10 protein-coding genes are annotated in these 14,800 nt (G+C 71.0%); 5 read left to right on the top strand and 5 right to left on the bottom strand.

Annotated features, from left to right (window positions below; genetic code table 11):
• The first annotated feature begins 118 nt into the window (after positions 1 to 118).
• Positions 119 to 1,906 carry an aspartate--tRNA ligase gene (gene aspS / locus LIV37_RS25020; protein ID WP_121824538.1) on the top strand — a complete coding sequence of 596 codons (1,788 nt, stop codon included), beginning with the start codon at positions 119 to 121 and terminating at the stop codon, positions 1,904 to 1,906.
• Between the two features lie 150 nt (positions 1,907 to 2,056).
• Positions 2,057 to 3,004 carry an intradiol ring-cleavage dioxygenase gene (locus LIV37_RS25015; protein ID WP_020869883.1) on the top strand — a complete coding sequence of 316 codons (948 nt, stop codon included), beginning with the start codon at positions 2,057 to 2,059 and terminating at the stop codon, positions 3,002 to 3,004.
• 27 nt (positions 3,005 to 3,031) lie between these two features.
• On the opposite strand, the gene LIV37_RS25010 is transcribed toward LIV37_RS25015, so the two are convergent.
• From LIV37_RS25010 to LIV37_RS25000, 3 genes are all read right to left on the bottom strand, one after another.
• A complete protein-coding gene (locus tag LIV37_RS25010; RefSeq protein WP_020869882.1) occupies positions 3,032 to 3,427 on the bottom strand; it encodes a hypothetical protein in 396 nt (131 codons plus the stop codon).
• 311 nt (positions 3,428 to 3,738) lie between these two features.
• The gene (metG, locus tag LIV37_RS25005; protein WP_020869881.1) at positions 3,739 to 5,472 is read right to left on the bottom strand and encodes a methionine--tRNA ligase; all 1,734 of its coding nucleotides are present in this window, start codon (positions 5,470 to 5,472) and stop codon (positions 3,739 to 3,741) included.
• 159 nt (positions 5,473 to 5,631) lie between these two features.
• On the bottom strand, positions 5,632 to 7,674 hold the full coding sequence (locus tag LIV37_RS25000; protein ID WP_243146167.1) for a VWA domain-containing protein: 2,043 nt from the start codon (positions 7,672 to 7,674) through the stop codon (positions 5,632 to 5,634).
• A 271-nt stretch (positions 7,675 to 7,945) separates the two neighbouring features.
• Here LIV37_RS25000 and LIV37_RS24995 point away from each other — a divergent pair, with 271 nt between their 5' ends.
• The gene (locus LIV37_RS24995; RefSeq protein ID WP_020869879.1) at positions 7,946 to 10,024 is read left to right on the top strand and encodes a PhoX family protein; all 2,079 of its coding nucleotides are present in this window, start codon (positions 7,946 to 7,948) and stop codon (positions 10,022 to 10,024) included.
• 21 nt (positions 10,025 to 10,045) lie between these two features.
• Here LIV37_RS24995 and ligD read toward each other — a convergent pair whose 3' ends face one another.
• Positions 10,046 to 10,984, bottom strand: a complete 939-nt coding sequence (ligD, locus tag LIV37_RS24990) for a non-homologous end-joining DNA ligase (protein ID WP_020869878.1) — start codon at positions 10,982 to 10,984, stop codon at positions 10,046 to 10,048.
• 168 nt (positions 10,985 to 11,152) lie between these two features.
• On the opposite strand from ligD, the gene LIV37_RS24985 reads away from it, so the two are divergent.
• The gene (locus tag LIV37_RS24985) at positions 11,153 to 12,190 is read left to right on the top strand and encodes a LysR family transcriptional regulator (RefSeq protein WP_121825288.1); all 1,038 of its coding nucleotides are present in this window, start codon (positions 11,153 to 11,155) and stop codon (positions 12,188 to 12,190) included.
• 86 nt (positions 12,191 to 12,276) lie between these two features.
• On the opposite strand, the gene LIV37_RS24980 is transcribed toward LIV37_RS24985, so the two are convergent.
• Positions 12,277 to 13,362, bottom strand: coding sequence for an endonuclease/exonuclease/phosphatase family protein (locus tag LIV37_RS24980; protein WP_243146168.1), 1,086 nt, complete (start codon positions 13,360 to 13,362; stop codon positions 12,277 to 12,279).
• A 156-nt stretch (positions 13,363 to 13,518) separates the two neighbouring features.
• On the opposite strand from LIV37_RS24980, the gene LIV37_RS24975 reads away from it, so the two are divergent.
• Positions 13,519 to 14,757, top strand: coding sequence for an alginate lyase family protein (locus tag LIV37_RS24975; RefSeq protein ID WP_020869875.1), 1,239 nt, complete (start codon positions 13,519 to 13,521; stop codon positions 14,755 to 14,757).
• Positions 14,758 to 14,800: the final 43 nt, after the last annotated feature.

Raw genomic sequence — 14,800 nt, 5'->3', positions numbered from 1 at the left:
GCGCTACCTTATGGGGATTTGCCAACCGCTTACCAGTGAGGGTCGCGGCGCCGGTAGGCTTGGCCGGAAGCTTCCCGAGGGTACGTACGCCTCCCGATCGACACGACTTGGATGAATGATGCATCGGTACCGGTCCCACACGTGTGGTCAGCTCCGCGCCGCTGACGTCGGCACCGACGTCCGGCTCTCCGGATGGCTCCACAATCGACGGAACCTGGGCGGCATCCTCTTCATCGATCTCCGCGACCACTACGGCCTGGTCCAGCTGGTGGTGCGCCCCGACACCCCCGCCAACGAGGCCCTGAGCTCCATCAGCAAGGAGACCGTCGTCCGGGTGGACGGCCGGGTCATCGAGCGCGGCGCGGACAACGTCAACCCCGAGCTGCCGACCGGCGAGATCGAGGTCGAGGTCGCCGACGTCGAGGTGCTCGGCGCCGCCGACCCGCTGCCCTTCACCGTCTTCCCCGAGGACGGGGTCGGCGAGGAGCGGCGGCTGGAGTACCGCTTCCTGGACCTGCGCCGCGAGCGCATGCACCGCAACATCATGCTGCGCTCCGCCGTCATCTCCGCCATCCGGCAGAAGATGACCTCGCAGGGGTTCAACGAGCTGGCGACCCCGATCCTGTCCGCCACCTCCCCCGAGGGCGCCCGGGACTTCCTGGTCCCCTCCCGGCTGCACGCGGGCAAGTTCTACGCGCTGCCGCAGGCCCCGCAGCAGTTCAAACAGCTGCTGATGATCGCGGGCTTCGACCGCTACTTCCAGATCGCGCCCTGCTTCCGCGACGAGGACGCCCGCGCCGACCGCTCGCCCGGCGAGTTCTACCAGCTCGACGTCGAGATGAGCTTCGTCGAGCAGGAGGACGTCTTCGGCGTCATCGAGAAGGTCATGACCGAGCTCTTCGAGGAGTTCGGCGGCGGCCGCCATGTGACCTCGCCCTTCCTTCGGATCCCGTTCCGCGAGGCCATGCTCAAGTACGGCTCGGACAAGCCGGATCTGCGGGCCCAGCTGGAGCTCCGGGACGTCAGCCACATCTTCGAGGGCTCCGGCTTCAAGGCGTTCGCGGACAAGCACGTGCGCGCGCTGGCCGTGCCGGACACCGCCGAGCAGCCCCGGAAGTTCTTCGACCAGCTCGGTGAGTTCGCCGTTGAGCAGGGCGCCAAGGGGCTGGCCTGGGTCCGGATCGGCGAGGACGCCAAGCTGACCGGCCCGATCGCGAAGTTCCTCACCGAAGAGGACGTCGAGAAGCTGATCGCCGAGGTCGAGGGCAAGCCCGGCACGTCGATCTTCTTCGGCGCGGGCGACTTCGACGAGGTCTCCAAGATCATGGGCGCGGTGCGGGTCGAGGCCGCCAAGCGGGCCGGCCACTTCGCGGAGAACGTCTTCCGCTTCTGCTGGATCGTGGACTTCCCGATGTTCGAGCGGAACGAGGACACCGGGCAGATCGAGTTCTCCCACAACCCGTTCTCCATGCCGCAGGGCGGCCTGGAGGCGCTGGAGACCAAGGACCCGCTGGACATCCTCGCGTGGCAGTACGACATCGTCTGCAACGGTGTGGAGCTGTCCTCCGGTGCCATCCGGAACCACGAGCCGGAGGTCATGTACAAGGCGTTCGAGATCGCGGGCTACTCCCGGGACGAGGTCGAGCGCGAATTCGGCGGCATGCTGCGGGCGTTCCACTTCGGCGCCCCGCCGCACGGCGGTATCGCCCCCGGCGTGGACCGCATCGTGATGCTGCTGGCCGATGAGCCCAACATCCGCGAGACCATCGCCTTCCCGCTCAACGGCAACGCCCAGGACCTGCTGATGGGCGCGCCCAGCGAGGTGGACGACACCCGGCTGCGCGAGCTGCACCTGTCGCTGCGCAAGCCGCCGCAGGTCAAGCAGGCGGAGAAGCCCGCTGAATAATCAGGGCTGACCAGACCCAGCGGGCGGGGGCGTGCCGAACGGCGCGCCCCCGCCTCGCGTAGGTGCGGATGGCCGGATGCCGCTCTTCGCACAGCCATTCACAGCCCGCACCCATGGGGCTGCCAGGTTGCCTCCCTACTGTCCCGGCCCATGACCGAACAGCAGAGCAGCAACGGCCTCGAGCCGCAGCCCCAGCGGGACATGACGAGGCGGCGGGTCATGGTGGCGGGCGGCGCGGCGGTCGCGGCGGCGGGCCTGGGAGCGGCCGTCGCCACCACCGCCTCGGCGGGCGAGACCTCCGCGTCCGCCTCCTCCGCCACCCCCTCGGCCTCAGCGTCCTCCCCGTCCGGCGAGGTCTGTTACCGGCTCACCTCGGAGACCACCGAGGGGCCGTACTACATCGACGCCGACAAGATCAGAAAGGACATCACCGAGGGCAAGGAGGGCATTCCGATGACCCTCCGCCTCAAAGTGATCGACTCCGACAGCTGCAAACCCATGGCCAAGGCGGCCGTCGACATCTGGCACTGCGACGCGCTCGGGCTCTACTCGGGTTACGAGAGCTCCAGCAGCGGTGGCGGTGGCACCCCGCTCACCGGGACCCCGCCCACCGGCACTCCCACCGGCACTCCCACCGGTACGCCGACCGGAGGGCCGCCCGGGGGCGGCGGCGGCCACCAGGACCCGACCGACGACAAGCGGTATCTGCGCGGCACCCAGCTGACCGACCGGCACGGCTTCGTCGAGTTCACCACGGTCTTCCCCGGCTGGTACCGGGGCCGGTGCGTGCACATCCACACCAAGGTGCACGTGGGCGGCAGGATGACCGACTCCGGCTACGAGGGCGGCCACGCCTGCCACACCGGTCAGCTCTTCTTCGCCGAGGAGGCGGTGCTCGACTCGGCGAAGGTCGCCCCGTACAACACCAGCACCACCGAGCGCACCACCCTCGACGAGGACGGGATCTACCCCGGCAACGGCGCACAGGGCGGGCTGCTGCACCTGAAGTACCGCAAGGGAAAGATCGAGAAGGGCGTCGTCGGCAGCCTCACGCTGGGGGTCGACCCCGACGCGACCCACGAGGGCACGGGCCTCTGAGCCCTGGGGCCGTCCGAAGCCCTGGGCTCACAGCCTCCGGTCCACGCCGCACGGTGTGCCCCGGTCCGCGCGGGCGGCCCGGTGCACGGCGCGCAGCAGCCGCTTCGGCGTGGTCCGGTGCTGCCATAAGACGGCTTGGACGCCGTACTCCATCACCGCCATCAGCTCCGTCTCCCGGAGCTCGCCCGCGATCAGCACCACCCGCTGCCGACCACCCCGCACCAGACGGCGCAGCTCCGCCCCGGCGCGGTCGTCGAGGCGCTCGGCGAGCATGACGGCGACGGCGCCGCGGGGTTCGTCGCCGAACGGGCACGGCCGGTCGACCAGCTCGACGCTGGGCTGATGCTGCAGATGACGCACGACCCCGGCCCGGCTGAGCGGGTCGGGGCCGTGGACCGTCACCGTGACACGCGCGTCCGGCACTGTGTTCCTCGATTTCCCGGTGGCTATGGACTCCACAGGGTCTTCGAGGGGGCTAAACGAACGGTTGCCGCGCGATCAACACGTGCGTGAGGACCCGTGTGAGGGGCCCGTGCGGCGCCGTTCGCGGTTGCGCCTACGGGGCGCCTGGGCGTCCGGCGGGATCTTTCCCCTACCCGCCCCTTCCCGAACCAGGGGCTTCGCCCCTGGACCCCGGAGCCCCGCCACGCGGCGGAGCCGCATATCGATACTTTGGGAAGGGGCGGGGAGGGGAAGAGCCCGCGGCAGGCGGTGCGATCCGTCCGTCGCCCTGGCTACGCGGCGCCGTTCCCGTTCTGCTCATCGCCGCCGAAGCGCTGCCGGAAGGAGTCCAGGTCCTCCTCGGTGATCTTCGCGAAGAGCACCGGGGGAACCGTGAAGGCCGTGCCAGCCGGGATCGACGCCAGCGCCTTCGCCTCATCCCGGCCGACCCAGGTCGCGGTGTCCTCGCCCAGCGCGAAGGCCGACCGCATGGCCCGCGCCGAGGCCGGGATGAAGGGCTCGGAGACGATCGCGTAGAGGTGGATGAGGTTCATCGCCGTACGGAGGGTGAGGGCCGCGGCCTCCTGGTCGGTCTTGATCTCCAGCCAGGGGGCCTTCTCCTCCAGGTAGGAGTTGCCCGCGCTCCACAGGGCCCGCAGTGCCGCCGCGGCCTTGCGGAACTGGAGCGCGTCCATGTGCTCCTCGTACTCGGCCAGCAGCCGCGCGATCTCCTCGCCCAGGCGCTCCTCCGCCTCCCCGGCGGCCTTTCCGGCCGGGACCTCGTCGCCGAACCGCTTGCGGGAGAAGGACAGCACGCGGTTGACGAAGTTGCCGAGGGTGTCGGCCAGGTCCTTGTTGACGGTGGCGGTGAAGTGCTCCCAGGTGAAGGAGGTGTCGTCGGACTCCGGGGCGTTCGCCATCAGGAAGTAGCGCCAGTAATCGGCGGGCAGCACCTCGAGCGCGGCGTCTGTGAACACCCCGCGCTTGGCGGAGGTGGAGAACTTCCCGCCGTAGTACGTCAGCCAGTTGAACGCCTTGACGTAGTCGACCTTCTTCCAGACGTCCCGGGTGCCGAGGAGGGTGGCGGGAAACATCACCGTGTGGAACGGGACGTTGTCCTTGGCCATGAACTCCGTGTAGCGGACCGTCCGGTCCACGTCGTACCACCACGACTTCCAGTCGCGGTTCGCCGGGTCCAGGTCCGCCCACTCCTTCGTGGCGCCGATGTACTCGATCGGGGCGTCGAACCAGACGTAGAAGACCTTGCCCTCGGCCGCCAGCTCGGGCCAGGTGTCGGCTGGCACCGGCACGCCCCAGTCCAGGTCACGGGTGATCGCCCGGTCCTGAAGCCCCTCGTTCAGCCACTTGCGGGCGATCGAGGAGGCCAGCGTCGGCCAGTCCTTGCCGTGCTCGTCGACCCAGGCGGCGACCTCGTCCGCCAGCTTGGACTGGAGGAGGAAGAGGTGCTTGGTCTCCCGGACCTCCAGATCGCTGCTGCCGCTGATCGCGGAGCGGGCGTCGATCAGATCGGTCGGGTCGAGCACACGGGTGCAGTTCTCGCACTGGTCGCCGCGGGCGCGGTCGTAGCCGCAGTGCGGACAGGTGCCCTCGATGTAGCGGTCGGGGAGGAAGCGGCCGTCGGCGTTGGAGTACACCTGGCGGATCGAGCGCTCCTCGATGAAGCCGTTCGCCTTGAGCTCCCGTGCGATCGTCTGGGTGATCTGCACGTTCTGCGCGGAGGAGCTGCGGCCGAAGTAGTCGAAGGCGAGGCCGAAGCCGTCGTAGATCGCCTTCTGCGCCTCATGCTGCTGGGCGCAGAACTCGTCGACCGGCAGCCCGGCCTCCTTGGCGGCCAGCTCGGCGGGGGTGCCGTGCTCATCGGTGGCGCAGATGTAGAGGACGTCATGGCCGCGCTGGCGCATATAGCGGGAGTAGACGTCGGCCGGGAGCATGGACCCCACCATGTTGCCCAGGTGCTTGATCCCGTTGATGTAGGGAAGGGCGCTGGTGATGAGGTGTCGAGCCATTGCAGGCTGCTCCCGAGTCGATACGGTAAGTGACTTTTCGCTCTGTTGAGCCGCCAATATCGTATCGGAGCGACGGGGGCCACCCGCGCGGCGTTTTTTCCGCGGCGGATGGCCCCCGGGGTAGCGCCGGTGCGGCGCCGGGTTGGGCGGGGTCGCTCGTCAGCCCTGCTCGCGGGCGGCCAGCCAGCCCGGGAACTTCTTCAGCAGCTCCCGGTACAGCTCCGCGTCGGTGACCGTACGGGGGTCGAGCCCGGCGTGGAAGAAGCCGGTGTTGTCGACGGCCCGCTTCTCCGGGACGGCCAGGGCGGGCGAGGTGTCCAGCTTCCGCAGGAAGTCGAACCCCTTCGCCTCCGGGTCCCCGAACGCCAGGAACTGCCAGAACAGCGGCAGCCCCGCCGCCTCGCACAGCGCCTTCTCGGCGGCGGTCTTGGTGGTGGGCGCGCCGTCCGTCTGGAAGATCACGAACGCGGGGTCGGTGGTGCCGGACGCCTTGTAGTGCTCGATGACGGCGTTGACGGCGGTGTGGTAGTTCGTCCGCCCCATGTGCCCGAGCGAGCCGTGCAGCTCCTCGATCCGGCCGGTGTGCTGGTCCAGCTCGAGGTCGGCGGTGCCGTCGATGTCGGTGGAGAAGAACACGACGGGCACGGTGCCGCCGGTGTCGAGCTGCGCGGACAGGGCGAGCGCCTGCTCGGCGAGGTGCGACACGGTGCCGTCCTTGAAGTACCCCCGCATCGACCCGGACCGGTCCAGCACGAGGTAGACGACCGCCCGCTGCCCACCCAGCCCGCTCTCCCGAAGGGCCTCCCCGGCCGCGCCGTACGCCCCGACCAGCCCGGGCGCCCGCGACGTGAGGTCGGCGAGGGGGATGGCGGCGGTGGTGGATGCTTCGGCCTTGGCCGCGGTCGTGGCTTCCGCCTCGGCCCCGGTGGCGGCGGCTGCGGCCGCCACGGGCTCCGGTTCGGGCTTGGTCTCGGGCGCGGGCTCGGCCATGGGCTTGGTCTCAGCCTCGGGCTCGGACGCGGGCTCGGCCCCGGGCTCAGTCTCAGACGCGGGCGCGGGCGCGGGCGCGGGCTCGGACTTGGTCTCGGGCGTGGCCTTGGTCTCAGCCTCGGCCTCGGGCTCGCTCGTGGCTGCGGGCTCGGCCTCCGGCGTTGCGGGCTCGTCTGCTGTGGGGGCGGCGGCGTCGCCAGCCTCTGCCTCCGCCTCGGCACTCGCCTCCGCCACTGGGGCCGTCGTGGCATCGGCGTCGGCCTTGGCCTTGGCCTTGTCGTCAGCCTCTGTGGCTGCCTCAGCCTTGGGCTCGGCGGTTTCCGCCGCAGCCTCAGCTTCGGACTCGGGCGCTGCGGCGGGCTCCGGCGCGGGATCCTCCGCAACCTCACCCTGAGGCGTGGTGTCGGCCTCCGCCACCGGCGCCGCGGCTTCGGCCTCGGGGGCACTCGTGGCCGCGGGCTCGTCGTCAGCCTCTGCCTCCGCCTCGGCGGGCTTGGCCTCGGCCTCGGCGGGCTTGTCGTCGGTCTTGGCAGCGGGGGCGGCCTCGTCGCCAGCCTCACCAGCCGTCGCCTCCGCCGCCTTGGGCGCGGTGGGGGTCTCCGCCTCGGCCTTGGCTGCCTCTGCCTCTGCCTTGTCCTCGGCCTGGGCCGTGGCGGCGTCGTCGGCCGCGCCCGCGGGCTGGGCCTCAGCGTCAGACGCGGCCGTGGCCTCCGCCCCGGTGGCGGGCGCTTCCTTCTCGTCGGTCGCTGCCGCTGCCTCAGCCGGAGTCTCTTCGCAGCCGGTTGACGTGCCCTCGTGCGCGGGGGACTTCAGGATCTCGTCGAGGGACTTCAGCGGGGCGGACAGGGCCGGGTCGTGCCCGGATTCGTCGTCCCGGGAGTCCGGGGCCGGGGCCAGGGTCGCGGCCTTGGCGTCCGTGTCCGTGTCCGTGTCCGTGTCCGCGGTCCGCTCGGGCTCCGGTTCAGCCTTCGGCTCAGCCGCAGGCTCCGGCGCGGGCGCGGGCGCGGGCGCGGGCGCGGGCTCGGGCTCGGGCTCGGGCTCGGGCTTGGCGTCCGACTCGGGCTTGTCCTCGGTCGTCTGGTCCACCGTCGGCTTCGCCGACTTGGGCTGGGGGTCCGGGACAACCGCCGCCTCCGGCGCAGCAGAAGAATCGTCCACCCCCGTGGTTCGGGAGCGGCCGAAAACTTTGCGCAGTAGGTCCCGTATGCCCATGGGAGATACCTCTCACGTGTCGAGTGCGGTGCATGGCGGTGCATGTCCGTGGTGCCGAAAGGCTAGCGGGCCGTTCGGTGGCCCTCTTCCGCCGATTCCGCTCGCGCTTCGTTCACCTCTGGTTCAGGCGTTCGTCGCCGCCATGCGGTTCTACGCCCATAGCTTCGCCGCCAAAGGATCCCGACGTCATGTCGGCCCGGATCGCGTCGGAGTACTGCCCGTGCGGGGCCCGGCGAAGCCCATACGTGAACACCCTTACGGAGGGGAAGACGTGCGCAACCTCCTGCCGCTCATCAGCTCACACCCGGGCGGTCGTTCCGCACTGACGTGCCGGTACCGCTGTGGCGACGCCTGCCTTCATGAGACGCCGAACACCAGCGACAACGCCTATGTGGGCGATGTCATCGCCGGTGCCGCCTCGCGCCGTGCCCTGCTGCGGGCCGGTGCCGTGGTGACCGTGGCGGCCGCGACCGGTGCCGTGGCGGTGGAGCGGGCGCCGCAGGCGTCCGCCGCGACGGGCGGCGCCGCGGCCGCGGAGCACAAGGCCGCCGCGGAGGGCAAGGCCGCCCGCGGGCTCCGCTTCGCGCCGGTCGCCCCCAACACCGAGGACACCGTGGTCACCGCCGAGGGCCACGACCAGAACGTGGTGATCCGCTGGGGCGACCCGATCCTGCGCGGCGCGCCCGCGTTCGACCCGGACAAGCAGAGCGCCAAGGCCCAGGCGGCCCAGTTCGGTTACAACAACGACTACATGGCGGTCCTGGACGTCCCCGGCGAGCGCGGCCATCAGCTGCTCGTGGTCAACCATGAGTACACCGACGAGGTGCTGATGTTCTCGGGTTACGACCCGGAGAACCCCACCCGCGAGCAGGCCGAGATCGGCTGGGCCGCGCACGGCCTGTCCGTGGTCGTGACGGCCGAGGAGCGCGGTCTCGGCCGGCTCACCGCGCTGTCCCGGCACCGCCTCAACCGCCGTATCACCGCGACCACGCCGTTCGAGGTCACCGGCCCGGCGGCGGGCAGCGAGCTGCTGCGCACCTCCGCCGACCCGACCGGCAAGCGGATCCTCGGCACGCTGAACAACTGCGGCGGCGGCATCACGCCGTGGGGCACGGTGCTCTCCGGCGAGGAGAACTTCAACCAGTACTTCGCAGGCGGCGGTTCGGTCACCGACCCGGCCACCGCGGCCCGCCTCAAGCGGTACGGCATCACCGGCGCCGCCTCCGAGCGCAAGTGGGAGCGGTTCGACGACCGTTTCGACGTGGCCAAGGAGCCGAACGAGACCAACCGCTTCGGCTGGGTGATCGAGATCGACCCGTTCGACCCCGAGTCCACCCCGCGCAAGCTGACCGCGCTGGGCCGCTTCAAGCACGAGGCCGCCGAGCCCCGGCTGACCACCGACGGCCGTCCGGTCCTCTACATGGGCGACGACGAGAAGTTCGACTACTTCTACAAGTTCGTCTCCGCCAAGCGGATGATGAAGGGCAACAGCCGCATCGCCCGTGAGCACAACCGCACGCTGCTGGACGAGGGCACGCTCTACGTCGCCAAGTTCACCGGTGACAGCCCGTCCGCCGAGATCGACGGCTCCGGAAAGCTGCCGAAGGACGGCGAGTTCGACGGCGCCGGTGAGTGGATCCCGCTGGCCTGCGGCGACCGTTCCTTCGTGGAGGGCATGACCGCCGAGGAGGTCTACGTCTTCACGCGCGTCGCCGCCGACAAGGCGGGCGCGACGAAGATGGACCGCCCCGAGGACGTCGAGCCGAGCCCGCGCACCGGCCGGGTCTACATCGCGCTGACCAACAACACCGACCGCGGCAAGGAGGGCAAGGCCCCCGCCGACGAGGCGAACCCGCGCAACGGCAACAAGCACGGCCAGATCCTTGAGCTGACCGAGCGCTGGAACAACGCGGGCTCCACCCGCTTCAACTGGCGGCTGTTCCTGGTCTGCGGCGACCCCGAGGACCCGGGCACCTACTTCGGCGGCTTCCCCAAGGACCAGGTCAGCCCGATCTCCTGCCCGGACAACATCACCTTCGACGCGTACGGCAACCTGTGGATCTCCACCGACGGCAACGCGCTCGGCAACCACGACGGGCTGTTCGGCGTGGCCACGGCGGGCAGCCGCCGCGGTGAGGTCAAGCAGTTCCTGACGGTGCCGAACGGCGCCGAGACCTGCGGTCCGATCGTGCAGGACCGGCGGGTGCTGGTGGCCGTGCAGCACCCGGGCGAGATCGACGGCGCGAGCGTGGAGAAGCCCGCGTCCACCTGGCCCGACGGCCCGGGCAAGCTGACCCGGCCGTCCGTGATCAGCGTCTGGCGGCGCGACGGCGGCGACATCGGCGCCTGACCCGGCGCCTGCCCGGGGCGGTCAGCCCTCGCCCTCCGCGAGCCGCTTCAGCCGCTCGCGGGGGCCGCGCAGCGAACGGCCCCTGGTGTCCGTACGGGCCCAGGGGTCGTCCGCGAGCCGCTCGCCGACCGTCCGCAGGGTCCAGCGGTCGGCCCTCAGCTCCGGGTCGTCCAGCTCCCGCGCGTCGATGGGCGTGGCCACGGGTGCTCCGGGCCGGGCACGCACCCCGTACGGGCTGACGGCGGTCTGGGCGTAGGCGTTGCGCTGGATGTCCAGGTAGAGCCGGCCGCGCCGCTTGGCCTTGCGCGGCTCGGTGGTGAGCCGGTCGGGATGGCGGGCGGCCAGCAGGTCGGCGGCGTCGCGGGCGAAGGCCCGCACGGTGTCGAAGTCGGCGCGGCGGTCCAGCGGGACGATGACATGCAGTCCGCGCGAGCCGGTGGTCATCAGCAGCCCCGGCAGCCCGAGCTCGCCGAGCAGCCCGCAGCAGCGGCGGGCCGTCCAGCGCACCTCCTCGAACCCGGACTCCCCCGACGAGGGCGGGTCGAGGTCGAAGACCAGCCGGTCGGGGTGGTCGGGCCGGTCGGCCCGGGAGAGCCAGCGGTGCGGGGTGACGCACGCCTGGTCGGCGAGGTAGAGGAGGGTCGCGGTGTCGTCGCAGACCACATGGGTGACCTCACCGCCCTCCTTGGGGAGCACGGCGCGGCGCACCCAGTCCGGAAAGTGGTCGGGTGCGTTCTTCTGCATCAGCGGCTTGCCGCCGATTCCGTCCGGATGACGTTCCATCATCAAAGGGCGGCCGCGCAACTGCGGAATGATGCGCCGGGAGAGGGACCGGTAGTACTCGACGAGGTCCCACTTCGTGATCCCGTCGTCGGGGAAGAGTTCCTTTTCCGGCCGGCTGACTCGTACGGTGTGGCTCCCGGTCCTGACGTTCCGCGCATCGGTCCGCTTCTCGCTCATATCGGACTCGGGTAACCACATGGATCGCTGACTAAACTCTGGAGTCAGGAAAACGGGAGAAGTTGAAAAGCGGGGGAAATCATGGTGAGACCAGGTTCGCTCGGCCCGCCGACGACGGATCGGCGCGGCCGCTGGGCGCAGAGCCCGCTCGCGCTGATGGACACCACGATGGACCAGTTGCGCACCCTGATCATGGTCCATGAGGCCGGTACGGCGCTGGGTGCGGCACGGATTCTGGGCCGCGAACAGTCCAGTGTGCAAAAGCAGATCGACACCATGAACCGGAACTTTCGCGAGCTTTGCGGCGAACCTCTCATACTCAAGCAGGGGCGCGGCAAGGACGTGCTGTTCACCGGCACCGGAGAAGCCCTGGTCGAATTGGCGCGCGGAACTCTCGGCGACTGGCTGGACGGCATCCATGAGTCACGGCGCCGCCTGGGAAAAACGCTGATGGTGGGCACCACCCGATTTACCCTCAGCTATCTGGCGGGCGCCGGGGAGCGGGTGACCGAGGACTTCCGGCAGCGCGGTATCGAGCTCAAGGTCGGCCATGTGCGCACCCGCGACGTGCTGGCCAAGCTGCGCGCCAAGGACGTGGACCTGGTGTGCGGCTCCGTGGTGACCCGGCCCGAGGGCGACGATGAGCTCGCCGCCTTCGACGTGATGGAGTGGCGGCGCAGCGGGGTCTCGCTGCTGACCAATCTCTCCGAGGCCGAGCTGCCCGGCCCCACCGCCCCGACCAGCGAGCTGCGCACCCTGCCGCTGGTGGTCTCGGCGAGCGGGCTGATGGCCGGGGTGCTGCACACCTGGTTCGGCGGCGACTACCGCGGCAAGCTGCGCATCGCCGCCGAGATCGACACCGTCAACTACGGCTTCGAGCTGCTGCGCTCCGGGCTGCTGCGCGGCTGCATGCTGGTCACCAAGGGGGTCGCGGACGCGGCCGGAGATCCGAGGGTGGTGTACGGACGCGGGCTGCGCGCCGTCGAGCTGGTCAATGACACCGGGCCCCGGCTGGAGGTGCTGCTGGGGGCGTTCACCCGGCGCGGGGAGCGCGCGTCCTATGACCCGGCCCATCCGCTCAATCTGCTCTGGGACGCGCTCGCGCAGGAGAACGCGCGCTGGCAGCGGGAGCAGCGCTGGCCCACGGCGGGTCTTGAGCCCGATCCGTTCGAGCTGGCCAACTCCTACGACCCGAGCGAGAGCTGAGGCCCCGATCGGCCTTTGAGCCCCGGCCAGCCTTTGAGCCCCGGCCGCCCTTGAGTCCGGCCAGCCCTTGAGCCCCCGGTCGGCTCTCAGCTCTGCTGCCCGTACAGGTCCAGCTCCACCAGCAGCGCCCGGTGGTCGGTGTGCGGCAGATCCAGGAAGCGGGCGGTGCGCGGCCGCAGCGCCCGGCTGACCAAGACGTGGTCGATCTGCGCCCCCAGGGCCGGGGTCGTGGCGCTCGGCCAGCTGGGCGTGCGGGACTCCCCGGTGGCCCGTGCGCTGTCCCGCAGCCCGGTGTCCAGGACGGCCCGGAACGCGGCGTGGTCCTGGGTGGCGTTGAAGTCGCCCGCGATCAGGGTGGGTTCCCCGCCCCGTCCGTCCGCGTAGGCCCGCAGCCGCCCCAGCTCGGAGCGCCAGAGGTCCAGTTGCCCCGGCATCGGCGGCATGGGGTGGGCGACCTGCATCCGCAGCCGCTGCCCGGCGATCCGTACGACCGCGCCCGGCATCCGCAGCGTTCCGCGCACCCCCTCCGCGCGGGTCAGCGGATGGCGGCTGAGGATCGCCGAGCCCGCGGCTGCGCTGTCGCCGAGGGCGACGCTCCGGTACGGGTAGGCCCTGCGGACGGCGGCCGAGTCCAGCGCCCCGGCGCACCGCGTATCGCACTCCTGCACCGCGACCAGGTCCGGCCGCTCCCGGCGCAGCGCGCTCAGCAGCCCCTCCCTGGCCTGGCCGAACTCGAGGTTCGCGGTCATCACCCGCAGCCGGGCGAGGACCGGTCCGCGCGGCTCGGGCTGGGCGTCGCCGTCGTACGGCTGGATGAACCACCCGGTGGCCGCCGCTGCCGCCAGCGCCCAGCCGCACCCCAGCGGCCAGCGCGCGGCCGTGCTCAGCAGCAGCCCGAGCGCCGCCGGGACCAGCAGCCAGGGCAGGAAGGCCAGCAGTTGCGGTACGGGGGTGATGCCGTCGGTGTCCGCGGCCCGGCACAGCACCACCAGGCTGACCACGGCCAGGGGCGGCACCGCGCACCAGGCCGCCCACCGCCGGGCCCGTCCGCCGGGGAGCCGTAGCGGCCGGGCGACGGCGCGCAGCAGCCGGGCGACGGCGCCCCGGGCGCCGCGCGGTGCCGGTGGGCGGCCGGGGCCTGCGGCTTGGTCCTCCGCGACTGTCGTCTCCACGCTGGGCCTCTCGATCGGGGCGGGGCGCACATTCTCCTATGAACGGCAGGTCTAGACCTTGACGTGTTCATGAGCTAACTTCCCGGAACACCGCAGGAGTTCATGTCGGCATCCGTTGTTCACACATACGAACTCACCGTCAGGAGAGCCGCCCCCATGCGCACCAGAGCCCTGTATCTCGCCCTCGCCACAGCGCTGGCCGCGCTGTTCGCGGGCATCCTCAGCGGCCCGGCCACGGCCGGGCAGACCCAGCGGTCCACCACGCCCGAGGCCTCCACCGAAGCGGCGCCCAAGGCCACGCCCAAGGCCGCGTTCACCCACCCAGGCGTCCTCGTCAGCCGCGCCCAGCTCGACTTCGTCCGCTCCAAGGTGAACGCCGGCGCCCAGCCCTGGAAGGGCGCGTACGACGCGATGCTGGCGAGCCCGTACGCCTCGCTTTCGCGCACCCCCAAGCCCCGCGCGGTCGTCGAATGCGGTCCGTACTCCGACCCCAACATCGGCTGCACCGATGAGCGCCAGGACGCGCTCGCCGCCTACTCCCTCTCGCTGGCCTGGTACATCACCCGCGACAGCCGCTACGCCGAGAAGGCGATCCAGATCATGGACGCCTGGTCGGCCACCATCAAGGACCACACCAACAGCAACGCCCCGCTGCAGACCGGCTGGGCCGGATCCTCCTGGCCCCGGGCGGCCGAGATCATCCGCTACAGCTACGACGGCTGGTCCGCCGCCTCGATCGACCGCTTCAAGACCATGCTGCGCACCGTCTACCTCCCGAAGGTCATCGGCGGCTCGAACTCCAACGGCAACTGGGAGCTGGTGATGGTGGAGGCCGCCACCGGCATCTCCGTCTTCCTCGACGACCGGACCAGCTACGACAAGGCGATCGCGAAGTACCGCGGCCGCGTCCCCGCGTATGTCTACCTGGAGTCCGACGGCGCCCTGCCCAAGACCGCGCCCGGCAGCGGCCTCGACACCCGCGACAAGATCATCAAGTACTGGCAGGGCCAGTCGACCTTCGTCACCGGGCTCACCCAGGAGACCTGCCGCGACTTCACCCACACGGGATACGGCATCGCCTCCATCGCGCACGTCGCCGAGACCAGCCGCATCCAGGGCCAGGACCTCTATCCCGAGGTGGGCGAGCGGCTGAGGCAGGCGCTGGGCTTCCAGTCGAAGTACGAGCTGGGCGAGGCCCCGCCGTCCTGGCTGTGCGGCGGCAGCGTCAAGCGAGGCCTCGGCCCGATCACCGAGGTCGGCTACAACGCCCTGCACAACCGGCTCGGCATCGCCATGGCCAACACCCAGAAGCTCACCGAGCGGCAGCGCCCGGCAGGCACCAACAGCCTCTTCCTGGGCTGGGAAACCCTGACCCACGGGGACAACCCGTCCTGAGCCCCGCCTGATCCCGGACCGACCCCGGACCGATCCCGGACCG

The sequence above is a fragment of the Streptomyces rapamycinicus NRRL 5491 genome, assembly GCF_024298965.1.
GTDB classification, from domain to species: domain Bacteria; phylum Actinomycetota; class Actinomycetes; order Streptomycetales; family Streptomycetaceae; genus Streptomyces; species Streptomyces rapamycinicus.
Note: the sequence above shows the minus strand (reverse complement) of the source record. Positions and strands in the feature narration are given on the sequence as shown.

Bases quoted from the DNA above. Each gene is read 5' to 3' on its own strand.
- metG (WP_020869881.1), bottom strand. From the start codon at position 5,472: ATGGCTCGACACCTCATCACCAGCGCCCTTCCCTACATCAACGGGATC.
- aspS (WP_121824538.1), top strand. From the start codon at position 119: ATGCATCGGTACCGGTCCCACACGTGTGGTCAGCTCCGCGCCGCTGAC.
- LIV37_RS24975 (WP_020869875.1), top strand. From the start codon at position 13,519: ATGCGCACCAGAGCCCTGTATCTCGCCCTCGCCACAGCGCTGGCCGCG.
- LIV37_RS25000 (WP_243146167.1), bottom strand. From the start codon at position 7,674: ATGGGCATACGGGACCTACTGCGCAAAGTTTTCGGCCGCTCCCGAACC.
- ligD (WP_020869878.1), bottom strand. From the start codon at position 10,984: ATGAGCGAGAAGCGGACCGATGCGCGGAACGTCAGGACCGGGAGCCAC.
- LIV37_RS24985 (WP_121825288.1), top strand. From the start codon at position 11,153: ATGGACCAGTTGCGCACCCTGATCATGGTCCATGAGGCCGGTACGGCG.
- LIV37_RS25015 (WP_020869883.1), top strand. From the start codon at position 2,057: ATGACCGAACAGCAGAGCAGCAACGGCCTCGAGCCGCAGCCCCAGCGG.